Raw genomic sequence first — 23,850 nt, forward strand, 5'->3', positions numbered from 1 at the left:
CGAAGACTTCCAACTAAAACGAGCCGGCCATGACTGATCTGTCGCGTATGCAAGGGTTCGCCAGCCAGGCCATCAGCGCTGTGGAGGGCCGCTTCTACCGTCCACCACTGCCCGAGGGGCACGTGCCGCGCCCGCGGCTATGCCAGCGCCTGCACGCCGGCCTTAGCGGTCGACTGCTGCTGGTTTCGGCGCCCGCCGGTTTCGGCAAGAGCTCGCTGGCCGTGGAGTTCTGCCAGAGCCTGCCGGCCTCGTGGGGCAGCCTGTGGCTGGGGCTGAGCCAGCGCGACAGCGACCCCGGGCGCTTTCTGGAGCGCCTGCTCGAAGGGCTGCAGCAGTTCTGCCCGGACCTGGGCAACCAGGCCCTGGGCCTGCTCAAGATGCGCCAGCGGCACCAGCCTTTTGCCTTCGAGGAGTGGCTCGACAGCCTGCTCGACGAACTGGCCCTGCACCTGCACCCGCAGAACCCGCTGCTGCTGGTGCTCGATGACTACCATCTGGCCCAGGGCCCGGTGCTCGACCGCTGCCTGCAGTTCTTCCTCAATCATTTGCCGCCTGGCCTGGTGCTGCTGGTCACCAGCCGCCAGCGTCCCGACTGGCACCTGGCGCGCCTGCGCCTGTCGCAGCAGTTGCTCGAACTCACCGAACAGGACCTGCGCCTGAGCCCCGAGGAATCCCTGGCCGTGCTCGACCAGCACCCCACCACGCTGCGTGGCCAGGCCCTGGACAACCTGATTCAACGCAGCGATGGCTGGGTCGCCGGCCTGCGCTTCTGGCTGCTGGCCGCCTCCGAGGCGGGGGTCGACAGCGCCTTGCCCCACGCCCTGCATGGCGGCGAAGGGCTGATCCGCGACTACCTGCTCGAAGAAGTCATCGACTGCCTGCCGCCCGAGGTGCAGGCGTTTCTCTACGACACCGCCTGCCAGGAGCGTTTTTGCGCCGACCTGTGCGATGCCCTGCGCGAAAGCCACGACAGCGCGCAGATACTGCGTTACCTGAAGGCACACCAGGTGTTTCTGGTACCGCTGGACGAGCAGGGTCAATGGCTGCGTTATCACCACCTGTTCTCCGACCTGCTGCGCACCCGCCAGGCCAGCCAGCCGCTGGCCAGCCTGCACCTGCGCGCGTGCCGCTGGTTCCACGCCCAGGGCCTGCTCGACGAGGCGGTGGAGCAGGCCCTGCGCGCCGGTCACCTGGACGTGGCGGCCAACCTGGTGCAGAACCTGTCCGAAGAGCAACTGCTGGCCGAACAGAACGTCGGCATGCTGCTGCGCTGGAAGATGGACCTGCCCGACAGCCTGCTGATCAGCACCCCGCGCCTGATCGTGCTGTACAGCTGGGCGCTGGGGCTGGCCTGCCAGCTGGATGCGGCCGAGGAACTGGTCAGCCACCTCAGCCGGTTCCTGCCGGCGCCTTCGGCCACGGCGCAGAAGTCCATGCTGGCGCAATGGCTGGCCCTGAGCGGAATCATCGCCCGCGGTCGCGGCGACCGTCTGAAAACCCGCTCGTACTGCCAGCAGGCGCTGCGCAGCCTGCCCACCAAGCGCTACGGCCAGCGCCTGATGTGCCTGTCCACGTTGTCCAACCTGGCCATCGCCGAGGGCGATTTCTGGCACGCCCGTGGCTGGAACCGCGAGGCGCTGGAGCTGGCACGGCGGGTCGGCAACCCGTTGTTCGAGGCCCTGGCCCACTACGATCGCGCGCGGGTGCTGCATGCCCGTGGCGAGGTCCTGCGTTCGATGGAGGAGGTGCGCCACGGCCTGCAACGCCTGCAAGGGCTGTCGGCCCAGCGCCTGTACGCGGCGCGTGCGCGCCTGGCGCTGTACGAAGGCTACCTGCTGGTCGCCGGGCTGCAGCCCCAGGAAGGGCGTGCGCGCTTGCGCGCCGGGCTGGTGGAAGCGCGTGCCTGTCGCGACATCAGCGTGCTGATCGGGCATTGTGTGCTGGCCACCCTGGACGGACGCGAGGGGCGTTTTACCGAGGCCTTCTGCGAGCTGGCCGAGGCCGAGCGCCTGATGCATATCTGGGACGTGCCGCCGGTGTTCTACCTGGCCATGATCACCCTGGTCAAATGCGAGCTGTGGCTGGCCCAGGGGCGCATGGACCTGGCCGAATCCTGGCTGCTGCGTCTGGGCCAGACCTACGGTGGCGAACGTGCCGCCGCCGCACCGGAGTTCCATCCGCTGCTGCCTTTGCACATCGAACTGCAGCAGGCCCTGCTGGAACAGGCCCAGGGGCGTACCGCACAGGCCGCACAACGCCTGCAGGCGCTGACCGAGCACGGGCGCAGCAATGGCGGCCAGCTGCTCGGCACCACCGCGGTGTGTCAGCATATCGGCCTGTTGCTGGCGAGCGGTGCTGCAGAGGCGGCCGTGGTGTTGCTGCCCCAGGCCCTGGAGGCCGCGCAGGGGGGCGTGCTGCAACCCTTCCAGCGGCTGCTGGAAGATCACCCCGAGTGGGCACGCGAGCAGTTGCTGGCCCAGCCGGCGGGGCCGGTGCAGGCGCGCCTGCTGTCGCTGTTGCCGGTGGTTGATACCCCGCCGGCCCCCGGGGCGGGCACCGAGGCCCTGAGTGCGCGAGAGATGTCGGTGCTCAAGCTGATCGCGCTGGGGTGTTCCAACCAGCAGATCAGCGAGCAACTGTTCATTTCGTTGCACACCGTCAAGACCCACGCCAGCCACATCAACAGCAAGCTCGGCGTCGAGCGCCGCACCCAGGCGGTCGCCCGGGCCAAGGCGCTGGGCCTGTTGTAGCACGGCAGTCGGCCAAGTATGATGGCATCGCGCCATCACGCTTGGCGCGTTGGCTTCGTGCCGCATGCTTGCGGCGCCTCAAGCAAAGTGCACGTGCTGCCGATAGCCTTTCCGAGGCCTGCAGCCGTTGACGTTGCTTGCCAAGCAGCATGCGCTGGCGATGATCGTCGCGCTGCTTGCGTCCTGAAGCCGAGCCTGTCCCTGTAGGCGCCTTGGCGCCGCTCTTCTTTCTTCCAAGTCAGGTTTTGTGGATGTTGGTGTATAGCCAAAAAAGTTTTCTGATCGTCGATGACTTCACCGACTTCCGCACGTCCGTGCGTTCGATGTTGCGGGAAATGGGTATCCGCGACGTCGATACCGCCGAGAGCGGCGAGACGGCGATTCGCATGTGCGGGCAGAAGCGCTATGACTTCATCCTGCACGACTTCCACCTGGGCGACGGCAAGAAGAACGGCCAGCAGGTGCTGGAAGACCTGATGATCGACAAGCTGATCAGCCACGAGGCGATCTTTGTCATGGTGACGGCCGAGAGCAGCCAGGCGGTGGTGCTCAGTGCCCTGGAGCACGAGCCGGACGCCTACCTGACCAAGCCCTTCAACCGCCTGGGGCTGACCCAGCGCCTGGACAAGCTGGTACAGCGCAAGACCCTGCTCAAGCCTATCTTGCAGGCGCTGGACCGTGGCCGACCGGCCGAAGTGCTGCTGGCCTGCGACAACCTGTGCAAGCAGGACCCGCGCTTCGCGCCGCTGTGCCTGCGCTACCGTGCCGACGCCCTGGGCGCCCTCAACCGGCATGAAGAGCTGGAGCGCTTTCTCAAGGCGATCCTGGCCAACCGCCCTACGCCATGGGCATACGCGGCGTTGGGCAAGCTGCTGTTCAAGCGCGGCCAGGCCGTCCAGGCCAAGGAAATCTACGAACAGGCGATCAAGGCGTTTTCGATGATGCCCGGCCTGTACGACGGCTTGGCCGACGTGCTGGCTGCCGCAGGTGAAACCCGCCGTGCCCAGTCGGTGCTCGAAGAGGCCGTACGCCTGTCGCCGCTGGCGGTCCGCCGGCAGATGCAGCTGGGCAAGCTGGCCCTGGGCAACGCCGACTTCGACACCTCGTCGCGGGCCTATCGCCAGGCCGTGAGCCAGGGCCAGAATTCGCGTTTCAAAGACCCTGAAAGCAACCTGGGCCTGGCTCAGGCGCTGATCCAGAAGAACGTGGGCAACGGCCTGGATGCACGCACACGGGTGGAGCTGAACCAGGTGCTGGGCGATGTGGCCAAGGAGTACACCGACGACCAGGGCCTGCAGGTACGTGCGCGCTTGATCAAGGCCACCGGCCTGGCGCAGGCGGGCGATGCCGAGACGGCCGCCAAGCTCACCGAGGCGGCGGTTGCGCGGCTGGAGAACATGGACCAGTTCTTCTCGGCCGAAACCGCCCTGGCAGTGGCTGCGCAGTTGCAGCAACTGGGTCAGGAGGCGGCGGGCACGGCCATCCTCAAGAACTGCGTGGAAGTCTACGGTGACGACGCGAGCGTGATGCAGAGCATCGCCAAGCTGACCGACGACCCGACGATTCTGGGCGCCGGCAACGAAGCCGTCGACCTCAACCGCCAGGGCGTGCGCAGCTATCAGGCCGGCAAGGTCGGCGAGGCGCTGGAGCAGTTCCGGCGCGCGCTGGCGTTGCAGCCCAAGAACATCAGCATTGCACTGAACACTGCCCAGGCGCTGCTGCGCATGGCCGGGGAAAACCCCTCGAGCGCCGCGCTGGAGGAATGCCGCGCGTGCCTGGCCAAGGTGGCGGGCATTCCCAATACCGATCCGCGCTACGAGCGCTATCGAAAACTGCGTATCCGGGCGGTGGGCTCATGAGCAACGATTCCCAGGGGCTGGATTTTTCCACGGTGATCGCCTCCACCGTACACGACATGAAGAACTCCCTGGCGATGCTGATGCAGGCGCACAGCCAGTGGCTGTCGCGCCTGCCGGCCGCCCAGGCGCAAGGCCCGGAGCAGGCGGTGGTGGAGCACGAGTTCGCGCACCTCAACGGCATGCTCGTGCAGCTGCTGGGGTTGTACAAACTCGGGGTCAATCAGTTGCCCATGTGCCCCGACTACCATGACCTGGACGACTTCATCGGCGGCCTGCTGGCCTCCAATCAGCCGATCATCGACAGCCGCGAGATCATTGCGCGCTACGAGATCGATGCCTTCAACCCGCTGGGCTTCTTCGACCGCGAGCTGGTCGGTTCGGTGATCTCCAACGTGATCAACAACGCCATCCGCTATGCCGGGCACGCCTTGCTGGTCACGGTGGCCGAGCAGGGCGAGCAACTGGTGCTGAGCATCAATGACGACGGCCCGGGTTATCCACAGGGCATGATCGACCGTCAGGCCGACTACGTGCAGGGCATCAACCTGCACACCGGCAGCACCGGGTTGGGCCTGTACTTCGCTGAACGCATTGCTGCGCTGCACGAGCGCAACGGTGTGCGCGGGCGCATCGAGATCGCCAATGGCGGTGCCCTGGGCGGCGGCCTGTTCCAGCTGTACCTGCCCTGAGCCAGTCGCCGGTCGGCCAGGGCGTTGCACCAAAGTCTACAAATTAAACGGTTAGTACATAAAATCCCGTAATATAGGCCACCTGCATTTCTTGTGTCCCGGTTCGCGTCTTCGTCGCTGACCGGGTGGTGATCTATTGTCTTTCGGGAGGGCCGTTTGAGCCTCTTTTCGCGTTTTCCGTTCAGCCCCCTCGCGTTTGCCGTGGGCCTTTCTTCCAGCTTGCTGGCGTGTGCGGTGCAGGCCGATGCATTCGACACCCTTGTCGACAGCCCGACCCTGACCGGCGACTGGGGCGGCAGCCGCTCACGCCTGGAGGCGAGCGGCGTCAAGCTCACCGGCGAGTATGTGTCGGAAACCATGGGCCTGGTCAGCGGTGGCCTCAAGCACGGTGCGCGCTATGCGCAGCAGGTCCGCCTGGGCGCCACCTTCGACCTCGAGACATTGCTGGACGAGGCGGATGCAGGCACGGTCCAGCTGACGATCAATGACCGGCGCGGCAACAGCGCCTCGCAAGACCTGGTGGGCAACCGGCTGCCGGTGCAGGAGATCTATGGCGGGCTGTACACGCGCCTGAGCGAACTGAGCTATGCGCGCAGCCTGTTCACCGACGACCTGAACGTCAAGCTCGGCTGGATGGCCATGGGCAATGACTTCGGCGGCATGGGCATCCTCACCAACTTCGTCAACGCAGGTTTCTGCGCGCACCCGCTGAGCATGTCCGGTGGCAGTGGCTGGGGCAACTACCCCACGGCGCACTGGGGCATGGAGCTGAAATACCGCATCAGCCCCGAGTGGACGGTGCAGACCGCCTGGTTCAACGTGAACCCCGAGACCAACAGCGCCTCGTCCAAGGCCTTCGACCTGACCTCCAGCGGCACCACCGGGGCCATCCTGCCGGTGGAGCTGATTTACAACAACCTGGCTACCTATGATGGGCAGTACAAGTTCGGCTGGTATTACGACACCTCCGACACTGCGCGCATCGGCCAGCCCGACAGCAAGGCGGCGGGGCGTCACGGTGCCTATGTCCTGGTCGACCAGATGGTATGGCGTTCGGATTCGACCCGGGGGCGCAGCGTACGCCTGTTCGCGCAGGCCACCGACACCGACACGGCCACTTCGCCGTTCTCGCACTGGTACGCGGCCGGAGCGGTGCTGAGCCGACCGTTCGCTTCGCGCGAGCATGACAACGTGGGGTTGGCATACGGCCGTGCGGTGTTCAACTTGCGCAGCCGCGATGTCCAGATCGCCAACCTGGAGCGCGGTGGCGACCTGGCCCAGGCGCAGAGTGTCAGCAACCTGGACATGGGCGAGCAGTTGCTGGAACTGAGCTACACCGCCCAGGTAACCCGCTGGCTGACGGTGCGCCCGAGCGTGCAGTACGTGATGGAGCCGGGTGCATTTTCCGGCAAGGACACCCAGGACGCGTTGCTGGCCGGCGTACAGGTGAAGGTGCAGTTCTGATGGAGTGAGCGCGATGCGCTTGTTCGCCTGGAGGCTGACCCCTGCACAGGACTGTAGGAGCCAGCCTTGCTGGCGAAGAGGGCTGCATGACATCATCCCGCGCCCAGATCGCCCAGGATGGCCTCGCCTTCATGCTTCGCACTGCACTGCTTGCCCTCGCTCTGTTCTTCTTCCCGGTTTTCACCTACGCCGCCCCTGCGGCCTCGGACAAGAGTTGCAGCGGTGACGATTATGTCTGCCCCGACTGGATGCCGACCCAGGGCCAGGTGCAAGACGCCATGGCTGACTTCACCCGCAAGCTTCACGCCAGTGGCCGGATGACGTCGCCGATCAAGGTGCTGGGCCGCATAGAAGTCTCCACCGTCTCTTGCGCATCGATGGGCCCGGACCGCGATGCGAACTTCATCTGCGGTGCCGAAGTACGCCTGCTCGGCGACGGCGGGCAGACCCACCACGTGCAATCGTCCTACACCATGCGGCTTTCCGAGTCGAACCGGTTCAGCGTCTACTCGCAGGGCGAATGGGTTGAGTTGTGACGCGAATCGTGGCTGACTGCGCGCTCTTTTTCATCGAGCCCCTGCCGTAGCCATGAGTGAACTCACCGTCGAACTGATCCCGACCGGCCCTGAACACATCGAGCTGATCCGCAACCTCTACCAGTTCTATGCCTACGAGTCCTCGGACTGGGAGCAGGAAGACGTCGAGGTGGACGGCCGTTTCTACATCCACGACGAACACCTGGCCCGCTACTGGCAGGAGCCGCAGTGGAGCGCCAACCTGATCCTGGTCGATGGCTACATCGCCGGCTTCCTGCTGGTCGAGCGCAGCGAACTGGCAGGGCTGGACGCACAGGAGCTGGCCGACCTGTTCATTCTCAAGCGCTACCGGCGCAAGGGCATCGGCCAGGCATTGGCTACCCAGGTGCTGATGAGTGGGGAAGGGGACTGGCTGGTGCGCTTCTATGACCAGGATGAAACCTCACAGGCGTTCTGGCGCAGCGTGCTCGACAACCTGCCCCGGCCGGTGCAGGCCATCGAACTGGATGATGAGGGCGAGTTGCTGAGCTTTTTGATTACGCGGGCGGTCATGCATTGAAAGGGCCGGCTACCAGCGGCAAGCCTCACCAGACTTCATGGGGCTGGGCCCTGTAGTTTTTTTCGATGCGCTAGACCAGCAAGGGCGCGCTGATTAATCCTCGGGTGGGGTACTTCTGCTCTTGCGAGCTGAATGCCCTGTCCAGTCGATACTCTTCGTCACCGTCCCACAGCCAGAGCGAGCCACCCGGCCCACCCGCCCTTGTGCGGAATGTCAGAGATCCATACCGCCGTGCATTGACAATTATTCCAGCGATGAGAGCTGGCCCGACTGCTTTCGACCAAACTCGAAGAGCTGTTTGGTCAGCAGCAGGAAACCACTGTGCGTAAGCGTGGCCCAAGACCTGTTCCACTTGGAAGGTTTGACGCTGAGCTTAAGCCACTAGTAGCTAGATCATCTACCTTTCTGGCAGCGCCACCAGTTGCTTTTGCACCGTTAAATCACCTAGATTTCACGGCCTTCTCTTTTATGTAGTCCTCCAAATAACTTTCTAAGGGCTTTGCTGTTCCAAGAACATGAAGCGCACCAGACTGCGTAGTATTTTGAAATTACTGAGATTTGCTGGCTTCCCGGTCTGCCCATCAAGGAATCTAACAACACCATTCTGATTAAACACATTGAAAACATGCCCTGGCTGACCCAGCCCATAAGAACCAAACACAACTCCCCGAGCGCCATTTCCGGAGCTTGCCATTTGCTGCGCAATATTGTCAGGCGCCGTTATAGGGCCAAATTTAGAGCCAAATTGTTTTTGAAACACACTCAGCGGGACACCTTTCGCCTGGCCTTGCAGGCGCAAAACAAACCATACTTGGTCGGTTTTTTGATGGACTATGTAGAGTTAGTATTGATTAACGTGCCGCCATCTTTACCAAGGCCATCGTAATCGATCAGTGTTTGCTCAACTGCCCGAGCGTCAGCACGAGAAATATTCTCAAGCCCTCTGATTTCGGAAACCACTATACCTTTTTGTCTGAGGTGAGCTTGACTGCGTTTAACTATGTCGTCGGTTTCCAACGTAACGAGTCACGCCATCAATAACGCAGTTATAAACACAGGCCTTTCCGCCTATAGAGGCAACCTCACCTGCGCCTTTTGCACCGAAGGACTATTTCTACTTAATAGAAATTTCTTTTAATTCCTCGATAAGTCGATCCCCCTCCTCACTTTGCGACTCCAAACTAATCATCACAGGAAAGTCTTCATAAACCAATCGCAGGGGCCGGTCTTTTATAATCACCCCCCACACTCTAGTATCAACAGAATCACTTCTGCTAATAATCTTTCCAGAAAATAACTTAACGAATTCTTCGGCATAATTAGGGAAGCCTTCCCAGCCCACATCAGAAGTCAGCTCCGCATACAGTCTCCCAGACCTCATGCGGCCAAGAGAAAACACTTTTTCATCAATAAATTTTTTCATTGAAAAAGATCTCCACCACCAGCTCGCGTAGAGCTCTCAATTATCTGATCAAAAGTTTTTCCCTTTTTAACTAAATCATCAAATGCAGGGCCGATCTTGTTACCATATCGCTCCAAATTTCTTGCATCGATTACGTCAAGCATATCCGGAGGCGTATACTCCCTATACTTTACTTTCAACTCGTTTCTTGCGCCATATGCATATTTTGCGACTTCTTCTGCGCTAGCGCCGCCGGCACGCATTTTGTCCACAGCACCTTGCAAGTCGTAAACATCTTTAACATAGTTTTGTCGGACAGGTGGGAGATACCCGAAGTCTCCGTCAGCTTTAGATATAGCGTTGTCCCAAGCAGGAGTACCTTTTGCACCCCCCACCGAATGCGCATAAGGCATCCCTGCCTCCGCATCCGTTATACCACTTGTCGAATTCGGATTCTTTCCAGGTGGCCCATTTTTACCACCAGCGTTGTCAGCCAGGCTCGACGCCTTCCACGCCGTCTCCCGCTCCCCAAGCGATTTCGCAACCTGCCCCAGCTTCCCTGCTTTGTTGATCACCGCAAAGCTCAGGGCGAACTCGGTCTCCCACTGCATTTCCACCCGCAGGGCAGCCTGTTCCTGGCCTTGCAGGCGCAAAACAAACGCCTGGACTTTCGCGTCCTGCTTGGCGCTCTCAAAGGCTTGTGCGACTTCGTATGGATTGCTGGCCTTCTGAATCAGTCCGTTGGTGATACGAGAACTGGTGCCACTAAAGTCCGTGACCAGCCCTTCACCCAAGCCGTAGATGTTTTTGGCTGACTCTGCCACTGCCGCCGCAATGCCTTGCCCTACACCAATCCCACCACCCAGCAGATCGGTTTTGCCGTAATTGAGGTTGCGGTCGTAATAGGCGAGTTGTTCCCAGTTCTGAAGGAATCTGTCGTTGATCAGGTATTCCTGATTCACCTTCGGATCATAGAAATTTGCGTGGTTGATCTCGTAGTTCTTGAGCAACGCCAACGTTTCCGAGGCGGTATACACCTTGTGCGGGTCGCTGATGCTCGGCACATCCCCTTTGTCCGTGGTCGCATAGTTCGCCCCCAGCGGCGCCAGCGCCTGCCCGAGGTGGGCGAGGGTGCTGTCGTCGAACTTCACGCCCGCAGCGCTGATCGTGGTCTGCCAGTCCTTGTCGGTGTAGTAGGCAAATGCCTCGGCCATGCGCCGCTCGGCTTCGGCCACGCTGATGTTCTGCTCTTGCGCCAGCGCCTTGGCCTGCTCGGAGATGAGCTTGCGTTCTTCCGGGTGCAGTTGGCGGTTGTAGGCGGTCGCGTTCTTGGCGATTTCGGCGCCCTTGTTCACGTCACCATTGACCGCTGCGGCAGCGCCAACACCGATGAGCTGGGAAATCATCAGTTCCAGCTTCTGGTCCTGGCGAACCCTTTCCGACAGCTGTGCGATCAACGCTTCACTGGCACCGGCCGCCGCCGCACCGGTTGCGAAATCACCGCCAGTGGCTTTGCTCAGCGCGCCTCCGACCAAGGCGTGGAATATGACCTTTTCCGGGCTGCCGTCTTTCCAGCCGAAGTGGCTGGAGGTGTCGCCAACCCAGTTGAACACCCCAGCCTGCAACAGGTGCTGGCCCTGGGCGGTCAAGGCGCCGTTCAGGTTGTCGCTGAAGCTGCCGCCACCGACGGCTGTCTGTGCGCCGGCCTGCACCACGCCTTGCGCACCCAGGTAGGTGCCGAACTTGGCTAACTCATCCAGCTTACCGAGGTCAAAGCCTTTGGTGACCTTGTTGACGTTGTCGCCGGTCACCCCGAATGCATCGTCCAGCACGCCTGCGGTAAACCCGGCGGTGATGCCGCTGACTGCGTAGCCCTTGAGTGCGTCGGAAGAGGTGACGTCCTTGAACACCAGCCCCAGGTTGCCGCGGTTGTTGATGGTGCTGATGGCCGCATTGCTGGCCATGCCACTCAGGATGGCGGTGCCCGCGACGTTGGCCCAGCCGGCCGAGGCGCCTGCGGTCGCTGCTGCCGTGGCACCGGCCATGGACGTGCCGGTGCCGGCGGCAGCAATGGCGCCGCTGGCGGCACCGGCCGTAATGTACGTCACCAGAATTGCGACGATCAGCTGGGACGCCACACCCATGCCGGAATGTTTGTAATCCCAGCTGTCATGCAGCTCTTTGACCTTGCGCCAATCCACGTCACCCTGTTGTTCGGCCGTCTTGAGCCAGGCCATCTTGGGGTCGGCCTGCACCATGGCATCGATGGTTTGGCTGACGGTCTTCTGGTCGACATCCCTGATATCGATTTTCAGGCCATCGACGGCCTTGATCATCAGCTCCCCGTTGGCCACCATCTGCGTCTGGCGCAGCGTCTCATCCGTCTGCCCCTTGCCCTTGGCACTGGTCCACGCCAGGTCGCCCTTACTCTTTTCGTGACTCTCCTGATGCATGTCCTTGACGGCTTCGAACGTCACCGCACCGCCGCTTTCTATTGTGAGGTCGCGGCCTGACTCCAGGGCGGCGCCCTGGTACAACTGGTCACCGCCGCTCACCAGGGTCAGGTCACCCCCGCTGGTGACCACGCTGCCCACCGCCTTAACATCGGTGACTTCGTCACGCTGGGTCTTCTTGCTGCCCCAGTTGCCTTTCTTGTTCATGTCGTACAGCGAGTACTCGCTGTCGTTGGCGGCCAGTAGCTGCAGGGTATTGCCGGCGGAGATGTAGGCCTCGCCGCCCGCCGTGGCCTTGCTGGCAACCATCAGCAGGTTGTCGCCGGCCTCGATGCTGAGCGAGCCGCCGGCAGTCAGTTCGGCCGCCTGCTGGCGCACGCTGTCGTGCTGTTTCTCGGTTTTGGTGTTGCCTTTTCTGCCTTTGGAATAGGCATGGTCTTCGTCTGCCGCAGCAGCGATGAACACGTCGCGCCCAGCATCCAGGGCGATGTCGCGACGTGCCTCGATCTCGCTGGCGATGACCGACAGGTCTTGCCCGGCCGAGGCACTGAAGCTGCCGCCAGCCTGCACTTGGCTGACGTACTGGGTGGTGGTGCTGTCGTAGCCGCTGACGCGGCGACGCTGGTACTCGTGGCTGTCGGTGACTTGCTGGCTGGCGATGTAGAGGTCGCGCTCGGCGCTCAGCGCAATGTTGCCGCCGGCGGTGGCCACGCCACCGACAAAGCCGATGTCGCGACCGGCCGAGAGGGTCAGGTCGTTGGCAGCCTCGATGCGCGCCGCATTGTTGACGATGTTCTGCACCACGTGCTCGCCGCCGACACGATCGTCCAGGCGGGTGACGCTGCGCTCGTTGATGACATCGCCGGTCAGGGCCAACAGGCTCACGTCGCGGCCCTTGAGGATGCCGCCGGCGCTGTTGCGGATGGAATCGGTGGCCAGCAGGTCGAGGCGCTGGCCGGCTTCCATCAGGCCGCTGTTGTCGATGTTGCCGGCGGTGACGGAAAGGTTGTTGCTGGCGCGCAGGGTGCCGACGTTGTTCAGCTCGCCGCCGCTGATCAGGCTGACATCGCGCCCCTGGATCAACGCGCCGTTGGGCGCCAGGCGTCCTTCGGACTGGGCCAGGTAGAGCACCGGGGCCAGCACCTGCTCGCCGTTGACCTCGATGGTTTCCATCCACACGATGTCGTGGGTGAGGGCGGCCACCTGCTCGGCACTCAGCGACACGCCTACGCTCAGGCTCAGCGCATCCTTGCTGGCAATGGCGTTGTCCATCAGGTAGCGGAACATCGCCTCGTCGCTGTCCAGCCCGGCGATCAAGCGCTGCCCGGTGCGCTCCACTACCGCTTCGCGGATCAGGCGCTGTTCGTACAGGCCGTCGCCCAGGCGCTTCTTGGTGGCGTCGGGGTCGATGTCGAGGCTGCCCAGCAGGTAGTCGGAACTGAGGAATTTCTTCAGGTCGGTGAGCACCGGGTTGGTTTCCACCAGGTACTTGTGCGGCTGGCTGGCAGTTGCCGGGGTTGGCACGCCCTGTACCAGCTTCACGCCTGCCGGCAGGCCGTCCAGGCCCGTACCGGTTTGCCCGGCAACGCTGGCAGCCTGTGCGTCAGGGCCTGCCCAGTGACCCTGGCCGGCGTTGCCGGTGGCAGTGTTGGCCAGGCTGCCCAGCGTGCCGGCTTGCCCGTGCTGAGTCAGGTCGGCACCTGCGGCCAGTGCACCGCTGGCCTGGGCTGTCTGGCCGGTCTGCCCGCTAAGGCGGAACAGGCCATGCTCGCCCTGCGGCAGGCTGAAGCTTGGCAGCGTGACCGGGTTGACCTGGCGCTGTGCCAGGTCGGGCGGCAACTGCGAGGTAATGGCACGTACCGAGGTTTGCGCGGTGGCCTTGTCGGCATTGGCACCGCGTTGGCCGATGCTGCCGACCCCGCTGGCATTGGCGCGCACCACACTGTTGTCGATGCGCTCGGTGGCGTTGATGGTGACGGCGCCCGCAGCCTGGATGACGGCAGGGGAGACCACGGCGCCAGCGATGGGCGTGCGGTTGTCGCTCAACCTGTATACGCCTTTGCCGGGGTAGCCGCCGGCGGCCAGGAATTGGTCCAGGGTTTCCATGCCGGGTACGCCGGACTGGTTGAACGCGTTCTTCTTTTGCATGAAGCCGGAATAGTGCGACCGGTTACGGCTGTAGAAACTGCCGTTCAAGTTGCGCTGCTCGCCACCGCTCACGCCAATGTTGTTGAGTACGGCAGTGTCGATGCTGATGTTGCGGGCGGCAGAGACGCTGCTGTAGCGGTTGCTGAACTCGTTGCCGCTGAACGTCAGGCTGCCACCTGTGGTGATCGATGCGGCCTGGCTGTCCTGGTCGATGACATCGTGGGAGATCTCGACGGCGGTGAACTGGAACTCGCAGCCCTTGCCCTTGCAATGGTCGTCGGCATAGGTGTTGATGCTCCCCGATACCCGTTCGGTCCGGACCGTGAGCTTGTCCTTGCGATTGATCAGGGTGTCGGCCAGCAGGCTCATGTTGCCGGCGCTTTCCAGGCTGCCGGAAATGTTCTCCACGTGCGTGGCACGGGTACCTCGGTCATCACGGGCGATGCTCAGCCCGCCGAGGCTGTACAGGTCGGCATAGGTGTTGGTGAAGGTGCCTACCCGCAGCGTCATATCGTTGCCGCTGAAGATCAGCCCGCGGTCGTTGCGCAGGGTGTCGGCATTGATGCGCAAGGCCGTGGCGCTGCCCAGGGTGGCGTAGTTGTCGAGCGTGCCGGCCGTGGCGGTCAGATTGCCCGCCGAGGTGATCCGCCCGCGGTTGGTCAAGGTGTTGGTGGCGCTCACCACGCTGGTGGCGCCCCCGGTAAGGGTGCTGGTGCTGGCAAGGTCGATGCTGGCCGCGTTCAGGGTCAGGTTGCCCAGGCTGGTGGTGCGCCCGGTGCCGTTGTAGGTGCCGGTGAGGTCGAGCCGCAAACTGCCGTCGCTGGCCAGCAGGCCGTCGTTGCGCCAATTGACCCCCTTGCCGGTGAAACTCTGCGCCGCCAGCAGCTTGCCGCTCGCGGTCTGGGTGAACTGGCCGATATCCAGGTTCAGGCGCGCGGCCTGCAATACGCTGCTGTTGGTCCAGTTGGCGGCCTTGATGTCGAGCAGGCCGTTGGTGTACAGCAGGCCGCCCGCACGCATCACCTTGTCGGCGGCCAGGCCGAAGTTGCCGCTACCGGTGTGCAGCAACTGCCCGCTGTTGTTGCTCAGGCCGGCGACTTGCAGGTCCAGGTGCTGGTTGGCGGTTTCCAGCAGGCCAGCGTTGTTGTTGAACGTCTCGCGGGTGCTGATCAGGGTGGTGCCGCTGCGCCCCAGCGCGCGCAGGCTGCCATTGGCGTTGTTCAGCGTCTGGCTGCGCAGGGCCAGGTCAGCCTCGCTCTCGAGCTGGCCCAGTTGGTTGTCGAGCAGGCCCGACAGGTCGAAGTCGATGCGCCCGGCACCCACCTTGCCGGCCTGGTTGAGGAACTGCCCGGCGTTCACACCCAGCCATCCTGCGGCATACAGCCCGCCGCCCTGGTTGTCGAACGTGGCGGTGGCGATGCGGTTGTCGCCGGACAAGGCAGAGATGAAACCCTTGCGGTTGTGCAGGCCGTCGCGGGCCTCGAGGTCCAGCGTCTGGGCCTGGAGGGTGCCAGCATTGTTGTCGAGCAGGCCGCTGACCAGCGTGAGCCGGCCCTGGCTGCTATTGAGCATGCCGCCGGCGCTGTTGTTCAGGTGGGTGCTGTGGATATCGAGGTTGCCGGCCACGCTGTCCACGCGCCCGCCCTGATTGCGCAGGTCGTCGCCCAGGCGCAGCAGGATATTGCCCTGGGCCTTGAGGCTCGCCGCCTGGTTGTCGAGGGCCTGGGCCTGGATGTCGAGGCTGCCGCGTTCGCTGAATACCAGGCCGTCCTGCTGGTTGAGCAGGTCGCCCTTCAGACGTAATACCAGGTTCTGCTGGCTGGCCAGTGTGCCGCCAGCGCTGTTGTTCAGGCTGTCGGCGTCGATGCGCAGCAAGGCCTGGCTGACCAGCCTGCCGCCGCGATTGTCGAGGTTGGCGCTGTTTAGCAGCAGGTCGCCGCCACTGGCCAGGCGTGCGCCCTGGGTGTTGAGCAGCGCGCCGAGCAGGGTGACGCGCAGTGCGCCCTGGCTGGTCACCTGGCCGTTCTGGTTGTTCAGCTGCTTGCCGTCGATTTCCAGGCGCTGGCCATTGAGCTGGCCGCCGCTGTTGTCGATCACGCTGCTGGTACGGTTCAGGCTCAGGGTTTGGGTGGCCGCGATCAGGCCACCCTGGCTGTTGTCGAGCCGGCCGTCGATGCTCAGGGTCACATCGGCTTCGCCGGCGATGATGCCGTGTCGGTTATCCAGGCGCGTGGCAGTGATCTGCTGCCTGCCAAGGCTGACCAGTGCGCCCTGGTCGCGGTTGTCCAGGGTGTCTTCAAGGTGCACGTCGAGGCGGCCATGTTGGCTGGAGAGGGTGCCGGCGCCGCGGTTGTCCAGCGTAGTGCCCCTGACCTCAAGGCCCTGCAGGCCCGAGACAAGCCCCGCGTTGCTGTTGTCGATGCTGGTGGCCTCGACCTGCAATGTGCCGGCGCTGATGAGGCGGCCCTTGTGCTGGTTGTCGAGTTGCGTGGCGAGCAGGCTGAATGCCTGCTCGCTGGATATCTCACCGCCATTGCTGTTGTCGACCAGCCCCAGGCGCTCGAAGGTCAGCGGGCCGCGGGCGTGAATCAGCCCGCCCTGGTTGTCCAGCGTGCCGCCTTGCAGGTTCAGGTGCACGGCCTGTTCGCCGATCAGGCGGCCTTGCTGCTGGATCAGTCGCTGTACGCTCAGGCGCAGGTCGCCCTTGGCCGAGAGTTCGCCGCGCGGGCCATTGTCCAGGTGGCGGGCAGTGATCGTGAGGTTGGCGTCACTGCTGATGCGGCCACCGGGCAGGGCGTTGGCGTAGGCGCCGTTGCGCAGGTCGGTGCTGTTCAACAGCAAGGCTTTGGCGCTGGTGATGGCGCCGCTGCGGTTATCCAGCGTAGTGCTGTCGATGCGTGCATCGCCCTGGCTGATCAACTGGCCGCCCTGGCTGTTGTCCAGGGTGCCGGTGTCGATGTGCAAGCCCAGGTTGGCGGATACCAGCCCCTGGTCGCTGTTGTCGAAAACGCCGCTGTGCAGGCGCAGATTGCCGCCTGCCGACAGGGTGCCCTGATGCTGGTTGGCCAGCAGGCCTTCGAGGGTCAGCCCGATGTCGCCACGGCTGGCCAGGGTGCCGCCATGGGTGTTGCTCAGGCTGCCGGCTTCGATATCCAGCCCGGCGCCCGCCGACAGTACGCCGTTGCGGCTGTTGTCCAGGGCGTTGGCGATGCGCAGGATGAGGCTATCGACGCTGATCAGGCGCCCGCCCTGGTTGTCCAGGCGATCGGTGTGCAGGCTGTAGCCGAGGTCACTGGATATCTCGCCACCGGCGCTGTTGTCCAGCGCGCCGATCTGGCGCAGCAGTAGTTGGCCGGGGCTGGCGATCACGCCCTTGTCGCGGTTGATCAGTGTGCCGCCCTGCAGGTCCAGGCTGATGCCGGTTGCGCTGAACAGGTAGCCGCCATCGCGCTGGTCCAGCCCGCTGAGGGTGGCCTCGATCTTGCCCCTGGAGGTGATGCGGCCCTGTTCGCCGTTGTACAACTGGGCGCCATGCAGGGTTATGCCGGTGTCGCTGCCGATGCGGCCCTTGTCGCGGTTGTCGAGCCCGCCACTGCGCAGCTCGAGTGCGCCCACCGCGCTGATTGCGCCACCATGACGGTTGTCCAGGTTCGCGCTGCGGATCGACAACGCGGCGTCGGTCACCAGGGTCCCGCCCTGGTTGTTCAGGGCGCCGTGGCTGACCACATTCAAGGTATCGATGGCCGATACCAGGCCCTTGTTGTGGTTGTCCAACTGAGCTGCACTCAGGCTCAGGCGGCCCTCGCTGACCAGCTCGCCGCCCACGCTGTTGTCCAGCGTGCCGCTGAGTTCGATATCGACCGAAGCCAGGCTGCTGACCCGGCCGGCATCGCTGTTGAGCAACTCGGCGCCGCGCAGTACTACCCCATCGCGTCCAGCCAGCAGGCCCTTGCTCTGGTTGAGCAGACGCTGCACGGTGAGGGTCAGGCCGCTGTCGCCGATGACCTTGCCGCTGGTGTTGTCCAGTTGCCCGGTAGCTGTGATGCCCACCGTGCCGATGCTCGACACCACACCTTGCTGGTTGAGCAGGTCGTGGGTGGTGATAGTCACCGCATCGTTGCCGACGATCTGCCCGGCGCGCTGGTTGTCGATGTGCTTGGCGTCGAGGGTCACGCGGCCCTGGCCGAGCAGCTTGCCGGCGTCATGGTTGCGCAGCGTGCCCACGTCAACGACCAGGTCGGCCTGGGTGCTGGCTTTGCCGCCGCCACTGTTGTCGAGGGTGTCGCCGACCACCGTCAGCCCCTGATCGGCAACCAGTACACCGCCTCGATTGTCCAGCCGCTCACCCGAAAGCGTCAGTGTGGCCTTGCTCGACAGCAGGCCGCTGCCACTGTTGTTCAATTGGCCGGCCGTGACCTGCAGCGCGCCTTCGCTCACCACGTTGCCCTGGTTGCGGTTGTCCAGCAGGCCGCTGATGCGGGTGTTCAGCGTGCCCTGACTGAGCAGGGCGCCCTTGTTGCTGTTGTTCAGGCCAAGGCCCTGGATGTCCAGGTGCTGACTGGCCGAGATCAGGCCCAGGCGGTTGTCGATGGCAGCGCTGGCGATCAGCAGCACGTCGCCTCCAAGCAGTTTGCCGCCCTGGTTGTTCACGCTGGCGCTGCGCACTTCGTTGCGTGCGCCGGAAACCTCGCCGGCCTGGTTGTTCAGCGCGTGGCTTTGAATCACCACCTGCCGGTTGCTGGCCAGCAATCCTGCGTTGCTGTTGTCCAGCTGCGGTGCGTCAATGGCCAGGCTGTCGAGGCCGATCACTCGACCACCCTGGTTGTTCAGGCCGGAGTTGGCCTGCACCACGGTGCTGCGCTGGCTATGCAGCAGGCCCTTGTCGCGGTTGTCCAGCGTGTCGGCCTTGAGCGTGAGGGTGTGGCTGGCCAGTACCTGGCCCTGGCGGTTGTCCAGCTTGCCGGCGGTCACCGTGGTGGTAGCGCCCTTCAGGCTGCCACCCTGGTTGTCCAGGTTGGCGCGGGCGGTCACTTCGAGCTGGCGGCTGGCAACCACGCTGGCGCTGTTGCGCAGGTCCTGGCTGGCCAGGTGCAGGTCGCCGCGGTTGTTGCGGGTGTTGTTGGCTTCGACACCGGCTTCGATCACGCCGCGGTTGTCGATCTGCCTGGCTGCCACGTCGATGCGTTCGCGAGCAGCCAGGCTTTGCCGGTTGACCAGTTGCTCGGCGCTGCGAATCTCGGCGTTGCGCGCTGCGTAGGTCTTGCCTTCGAGCTCCACCTGGTGGGCGGCGATTTTCAGGTCGCGCTCGGCGGTGACATTGCCCAGGCTCAGCTTGCCGTTCACGTCGATCTGCACGTCACTGGCGGTGGAGGCCATGTTGCCGGCCAGTTTCACCCCCACGCCCTTTTCGGTGCCCACCAGGCGGATGGCGCCGGCGTACATGCCACCCAGTGCGGAACTGTCGATGGCCAGCAAGGGTTTGCCGCTGCCGTCGTCCGCCCGTGGCGTGACCTGCAGGCTGTCGGCCTTGACGTCGTTGCGTCCGGTGACGATGTTCAGTTGCTGGGCGTGCAACGTGGCGTTGAGCTTGGCGCTGCGGGTGATCAGGTCGAACTGTTCGACATTGCTGGCGTTGAGCCCGGCGCCTTCGAGCGCGATGTCGCCGCCATCGACCTGAAAGCGGTCCAGGCGTTCGCCGTCCATGATCGGTTTGCCGGTGGTCAGCGTGGCGCGCGGGGTATTGATGAAGCCGCAACCGTTGCAGGTGATGCCGTGGGGGTTGGCCACGATCACCCGCGCAGCGGAGCCGGCCACTTCGGTGTAGCCCGCCAGGGTGCTGCGGTTGCCCCCGGTCACCTGGTTGAGGATGACCTTGGCCGCCTGGCCCTTGAGGTTGGGGTTGCCCACGATGATGCCGCCCAGCTGGGTGCTCTGGGTCTTGTTGGTGGCATTGTTGAGGATCAGCCCCTGCTTGCCGACGTTGTAGTCGCGAAAGGTGTTGCTCGACAGACCGCTGCCGTTGGGGCGGGCGATGTTGACGATGGGCACCCCGTTGCCGGCTGCGCCCACCGTGGTGCCGGCCTTGGCCGCCGCATCCACGGTAACCTGCGCGGCGGTGGCGACGATCGGGTTGAGGAACATGACCCCGGCAACGATCAGGGCCAGGTACTGGTTCAACGGGCTGCGGGCGTCCATGTCAAAACTCCGGAAAATCGGTGCCCCTCCATCAGGGCACGTTAATCGGCTGGGGGGCCGGTCAGAAGAACGCGTCCATGCGCACGTAGATCGGGTGTTCACGACGTTCGAGGCTGTCGGGCCGCTGCAACGAGCGGGCAAAACTGACGCTGGCGGCGAAGTACTGCCCGCGCAGGTTCAGTTCCACGGCGTTGCCGCTCAGGCGGCCATGGGTGTCGGGGTTGTTGTGGTCGCCCTTTATCACGCCCACGTCGTAGGCCAGTGCCGCGCCGTACTCCTGCACGAAGGGCTGCAAGGGCGCCCAGCTCACCGGGCGACGCCAGCGCAACTGGTTGCGCCAGTAGCCGCCGCTGTTGCCGGTGAGGGTCTGCTGCTTGAACCCGCGTACCGAGTTGAGCCCGCCCACGCTGATGCGCTGCGGGCTGTAGAGCGGGTCTTCGCTGCGCTGGCCGGTGGCCAGGCTGTCGAAGCTGAAGGCTTCGCCCCACAGGGTGAACGGCTGCAGGTAGCTCAGGGTCAGGCTGTATTTGTTGTAGCGGGCAACCGGTTCGGTGCCGTGCGGGTCGCCCGCGCCCTGGGCGTCGAAGGCGCCGATGCCTTGCTGCCAGCCGGCGTCGAGGTTGAGGAAGGCGGTGCCGATGCGCCGTCCATGGTTCACGCCCAGCTGGCTTTCGCTCAGGCGCGTGCTCGACACGTCGATCAGGCTGTCGTCCAGGTAGTTGTTGGTACGCAGGTGGCTGATGCCGAGGTTGACCGCCGTCTTGCTCAGGGCATCGCGGTGTATCACGCGCTCGACGCGCAGTTGGTGCATCTGGCTGTCGCCATCGAGCTTGAAGGGAAAGCCGCTGGAATCGTCGCGGGTACGGTAGTAGCTCTGGTTGTAGCTGTAGGTGAAGGTCCACCAGCCCCATGGCACGCTGTAGTTCAGGTACTGGCTGTCGGAGTGGCGCCAGTGGTCGCTGACCGCGTCCTGATTGGCCCTCAGGCTGAACTGATCGGCCAGGCCCAGTGGGCTGTCCCAGTCCAGGCCCAGGCCCATCTGCTGTTCACCGCTGCTGCGGTCGCCGTCATTGTTGCGCGTGGCCGACACGCGCCAGGGCTTGTCGCGCTGCCCCTGCAACTGCACCCGGCTGCTGCCCACCTCGTCGCCCGGCACCAGTTCCAGTTGCGCCTGGCGCGAGGGCAGGCGGGTCAGCTGGTCGACCAGTTGCTCCAGTTCGCGCAGGTTCAGTACCTCGCCGGTGGTGCCGGGGAAGGCCATGGCCAGCTCGCGCGGGCTGGCCAGGCTGGAGCTGTCCAGGCCGTCCAGGCGCCCTTCGACGACAGTGATCTGCAGGGTGCCGGAGGACAGGTCCTGCTGGGGCAGGTAGGCGCGGGTTGTGATGTAGCCACGGTTGAGGTAGTGATCGGTGACCACCTTGAGCAGCGCATTGAGCTGGCCGACACCCAGGCACTGGCCTTCGTAGGGTTCGAGCAGACGGCGCTGCTCGCGCTCGCCCAGGTGCTCGGCGCCCTCGAGCACTATGTGACGGATGGTAAAGCAACGGGTGTCTTCAGGTGTGCTGGCTGGCACCTGGGGCGCAGCCCTGCCTGGGAGGCTTTGCAGCTCCTGCAGGCGTTTGCGCTGTTCTTGCAGCAGCCGCTCCTGGCGGTCGCGGATCAGGTCGCGGTCGCCTGGGGTTTGCAGCGGGTCGGCCGAGGCGAAAAACGGCAGCAGCGCCAGGCCGAAAGCCAGGCGACGGAAGAGGTAGAGCATGAGGGTGATCCATCACTCGTTATGCAAAAAGAACGTCTGTTTCCTACAAACGCGGCGCAGGATACTGCAAAAAAGCGTCGAGGTGATGGCTAATTGACGTCATTTTTGTAACGGGTGTAGGAGGTTTCCGGTTGCAGCGCATGGGGTGAACAGCGTCGAATTTGCAGGGCGCAGACGTGCACTCGGTTCTGACCGGTGCGCGTGATGAACATCCTGTTTGTTTGGGGGGGCCGCCGGCTTCGCACTTTTCGGGTTTACCGTGGCAGCCAGTAGACTACAGTTTGTCCCGAGGGAATTTTTATCGCAGCTCGCGTTCCAAGCCTGGCAGGGAACCGCCGTCGGTCCGCTGCATACACGAATTCTGTAGGAGCTTGTCCATGTTCACCATGCGTCGTCTGATTATCGTCGCTACTGCTGCTGCCCTGATGACTGGCTGCGCCAGTCAGAACCCCTATGACAACCAGGGCCAGGCGCAAGGCTCCACCGGGATGAGCAAGACCGCCAAGTACGGCGGCCTGGGCGCATTGGCCGGTGCCGTTGCCGGTGCCGCCATCGACCACAACAACCGTGGCAAGGGTGCGTTGATCGGCGCCGCCGCGGTGGGCGCCGCCGCCGCCGGCTACGGCTACTACGCCGACCGCCAGGAAGCGGCACTGCGCGAGAGCATGGCCAACACCGGTGTCGAAGTGCAGCGTCAAGGCGACCAGATCAAGCTGATCATGCCGGGCAACATCACCTTCGCCACCGACTCGGCGAGCATTGCACCAAGCTTCTACGCGCCGCTGAACAACCTGGCCAACTCGTTCAAGCAGTTCAACCAGAACACCATCGAAGTGGTCGGTTTCACCGACAGCACCGGCAGTCGCCAGCACAACATGGACCTGTCGCAGCGTCGTGCACAGGCCGTGAGCACCTACCTGACCTCCCAGGGCGTCGACCCTTCGCGCGTGAGTGCGCGTGGCCTGGGCCCGGACCAGCCGATCGCGAGCAACGCCGATGCCAACGGGCGTGCGCAGAACCGTCGGGTGGAGGTGAACCTCAAGCCGATCCCTGGCCAGCAGTACCAGTAAATCTTTTCGCCAGCAATGCTGGCTCCTACAGGGGACTCACGCCGTTGTAGGAGCCGGCCTTGCCGGCGAAGGGCTCACTGCTGGCGCATCCGCTCCAGCCGTTCATCCTTCTCTTCCCACAACCGGTTGATCCACTGCTGGAACGCCAGCCTGTAGGCTTCATCCTGGTCGTAGCTGCGTCCCAGGAATTCCTTGGGAATCGCCAGCGCCTCGAACGTCACCTCCACCCGCGCCACTCGCCCGCACAGCAGGTCCCAGAAGCCCGGTGTGCCCTGCGGGTAATGGATCGTCACGTTGATGATCGACTCCAGTTGCTCGCCCATCGCATCCAGCACGAAGGCAATGCCGCCCGCCTTGGGTTTGAGCAGGTGCCGGAACGGCGAACCCTGTTCGGCATGCTTGGCGGGGGTGAAACGCGTGCCTTCGGCAAAGTTGAAGATCGCCGTGGGCTTGCCACGGAACCTGGCGCAGGTACGGCGTGTGGTCTGCAGGTCCTTGCCCTGTTTTTCTGGGTGTTTGGCCAGATAGGCCTTGCTGTAGCGCTTCATGAACGGAAAGCCCAGCGCCCACCAGGCCAGGCCGATCACCGGCACCCAGATCAGCACCTGCTTGAGGAAGAACTTGAGCGGTCGGATACGCCGGTTGAGCACGTATTGCAGCACCATGATGTCCACCCAGCTCTGGTGGTTGCTGGTCACCAGGTAGCTGTGCTGGTAGTCCAGCCCGGCCAGCCCCTGGATGTCCCAGCGGGTGCGCCCGACCAGGTTCATCCAGCCCTTGTTGTTGCTGATCCAGGCTTCGTGGATGTGCCGCATCAGTTCGTCGGTGACGCGCTGCGCGGCGGCAAAGGGCAGGCACAGCTTGAACAGGCTGACGATGAACAGCGGTGTGCAGCACAGGATGGTGTTGGCGGCCAGCAGCAGCGAGCCGATGACTCCGCGCACGGGCGCGGGCAGAAAAGCGAGCATG

General features: G+C 63.8%; 12 protein-coding genes. 7 read left to right on the top strand and 5 right to left on the bottom strand.

Annotated features, from left to right (window positions below; genetic code table 11):
* Window positions 1–29: 29 nt before the first annotated feature.
* The 6 genes from NJH59_RS11475 (at window position 30) to NJH59_RS11500 (ending at window position 7,857) form a co-directional block, all read left to right on the top strand.
* Window positions 30–2,750 (top strand): LuxR C-terminal-related transcriptional regulator, encoded by a 2,721-nt coding sequence (locus NJH59_RS11475; protein ID WP_253086809.1) that lies wholly within the window; start codon window positions 30–32, stop codon window positions 2,748–2,750.
* A gap of 251 nt (window positions 2,751–3,001) precedes the next feature.
* A complete protein-coding gene (locus tag NJH59_RS11480) occupies window positions 3,002–4,609 on the top strand; it encodes a tetratricopeptide repeat-containing response regulator (RefSeq protein WP_043864364.1) in 1,608 nt (535 codons plus the stop codon).
* On the top strand, window positions 4,606–5,298 hold the full coding sequence (locus NJH59_RS11485) for a sensor histidine kinase KdpD (protein ID WP_054916226.1): 693 nt from the start codon (window positions 4,606–4,608) through the stop codon (window positions 5,296–5,298). The genes NJH59_RS11480 and NJH59_RS11485 overlap by 4 nt, the downstream gene beginning before the upstream one ends.
* A 156-nt stretch (window positions 5,299–5,454) precedes the next feature.
* Window positions 5,455–6,762 carry a carbohydrate porin gene (locus NJH59_RS11490; protein WP_253086810.1) on the top strand — a complete coding sequence of 436 codons (1,308 nt, stop codon included), beginning with the start codon at window positions 5,455–5,457 and terminating at the stop codon, window positions 6,760–6,762.
* Window positions 6,763–6,848: 86 nt separating this feature from the next.
* Window positions 6,849–7,298, top strand: a complete 450-nt coding sequence (locus NJH59_RS11495; RefSeq protein ID WP_253086811.1) for a hypothetical protein — start codon at window positions 6,849–6,851, stop codon at window positions 7,296–7,298.
* 52 nt (window positions 7,299–7,350) lie between these two features.
* Window positions 7,351–7,857 carry a GNAT family N-acetyltransferase gene (locus NJH59_RS11500; protein WP_054916224.1) on the top strand — a complete coding sequence of 169 codons (507 nt, stop codon included), beginning with the start codon at window positions 7,351–7,353 and terminating at the stop codon, window positions 7,855–7,857.
* A gap of 490 nt (window positions 7,858–8,347) precedes the next feature.
* Here the strand turns inward: NJH59_RS11500 and NJH59_RS25585 are convergent, their stop codons facing one another.
* From NJH59_RS25585 to NJH59_RS11520, 4 genes are all read right to left on the bottom strand, one after another.
* Window positions 8,348–8,617: a toxin glutamine deamidase domain-containing protein gene (locus NJH59_RS25585; protein ID WP_353229557.1), complete on the bottom strand. Its 270-nt coding sequence runs from the start codon at window positions 8,615–8,617 to the stop codon at window positions 8,348–8,350.
* Window positions 8,618–8,971: 354 nt separating this feature from the next.
* Window positions 8,972–9,280 (bottom strand): DUF3630 family protein, encoded by a 309-nt coding sequence (locus tag NJH59_RS11505; protein WP_253086812.1) that lies wholly within the window; start codon window positions 9,278–9,280, stop codon window positions 8,972–8,974.
* On the bottom strand, window positions 9,277–20,055 hold the full coding sequence (locus NJH59_RS25505) for a DUF637 domain-containing protein (RefSeq protein WP_290445887.1): 10,779 nt from the start codon (window positions 20,053–20,055) through the stop codon (window positions 9,277–9,279). The genes NJH59_RS11505 and NJH59_RS25505 overlap by 4 nt, the downstream gene beginning before the upstream one ends.
* A gap of 61 nt (window positions 20,056–20,116) precedes the next feature.
* Window positions 20,117–21,811 carry a ShlB/FhaC/HecB family hemolysin secretion/activation protein gene (locus tag NJH59_RS11520; protein WP_078479897.1) on the bottom strand — a complete coding sequence of 565 codons (1,695 nt, stop codon included), beginning with the start codon at window positions 21,809–21,811 and terminating at the stop codon, window positions 20,117–20,119.
* Window positions 21,812–22,188: 377 nt separating this feature from the next.
* On the opposite strand from NJH59_RS11520, the gene NJH59_RS11525 reads away from it, so the two are divergent.
* A complete protein-coding gene (locus NJH59_RS11525; RefSeq protein WP_043864368.1) occupies window positions 22,189–22,881 on the top strand; it encodes an OmpA family protein in 693 nt (230 codons plus the stop codon).
* Between the two features lie 74 nt (window positions 22,882–22,955).
* Here NJH59_RS11525 and NJH59_RS11530 read toward each other — a convergent pair whose 3' ends face one another.
* Window positions 22,956–23,849: an acyltransferase gene (locus NJH59_RS11530; protein WP_253086813.1), complete on the bottom strand. Its 894-nt coding sequence runs from the start codon at window positions 23,847–23,849 to the stop codon at window positions 22,956–22,958.
* Between the last annotated feature and the right edge of the window lies 1 nt (window position 23,850).

Source organism: Pseudomonas sp. VE 267-6A (assembly GCF_024126555.1).
Lineage (GTDB): Bacteria > Pseudomonadota > Gammaproteobacteria > Pseudomonadales > Pseudomonadaceae > Aquipseudomonas > Aquipseudomonas palmensis.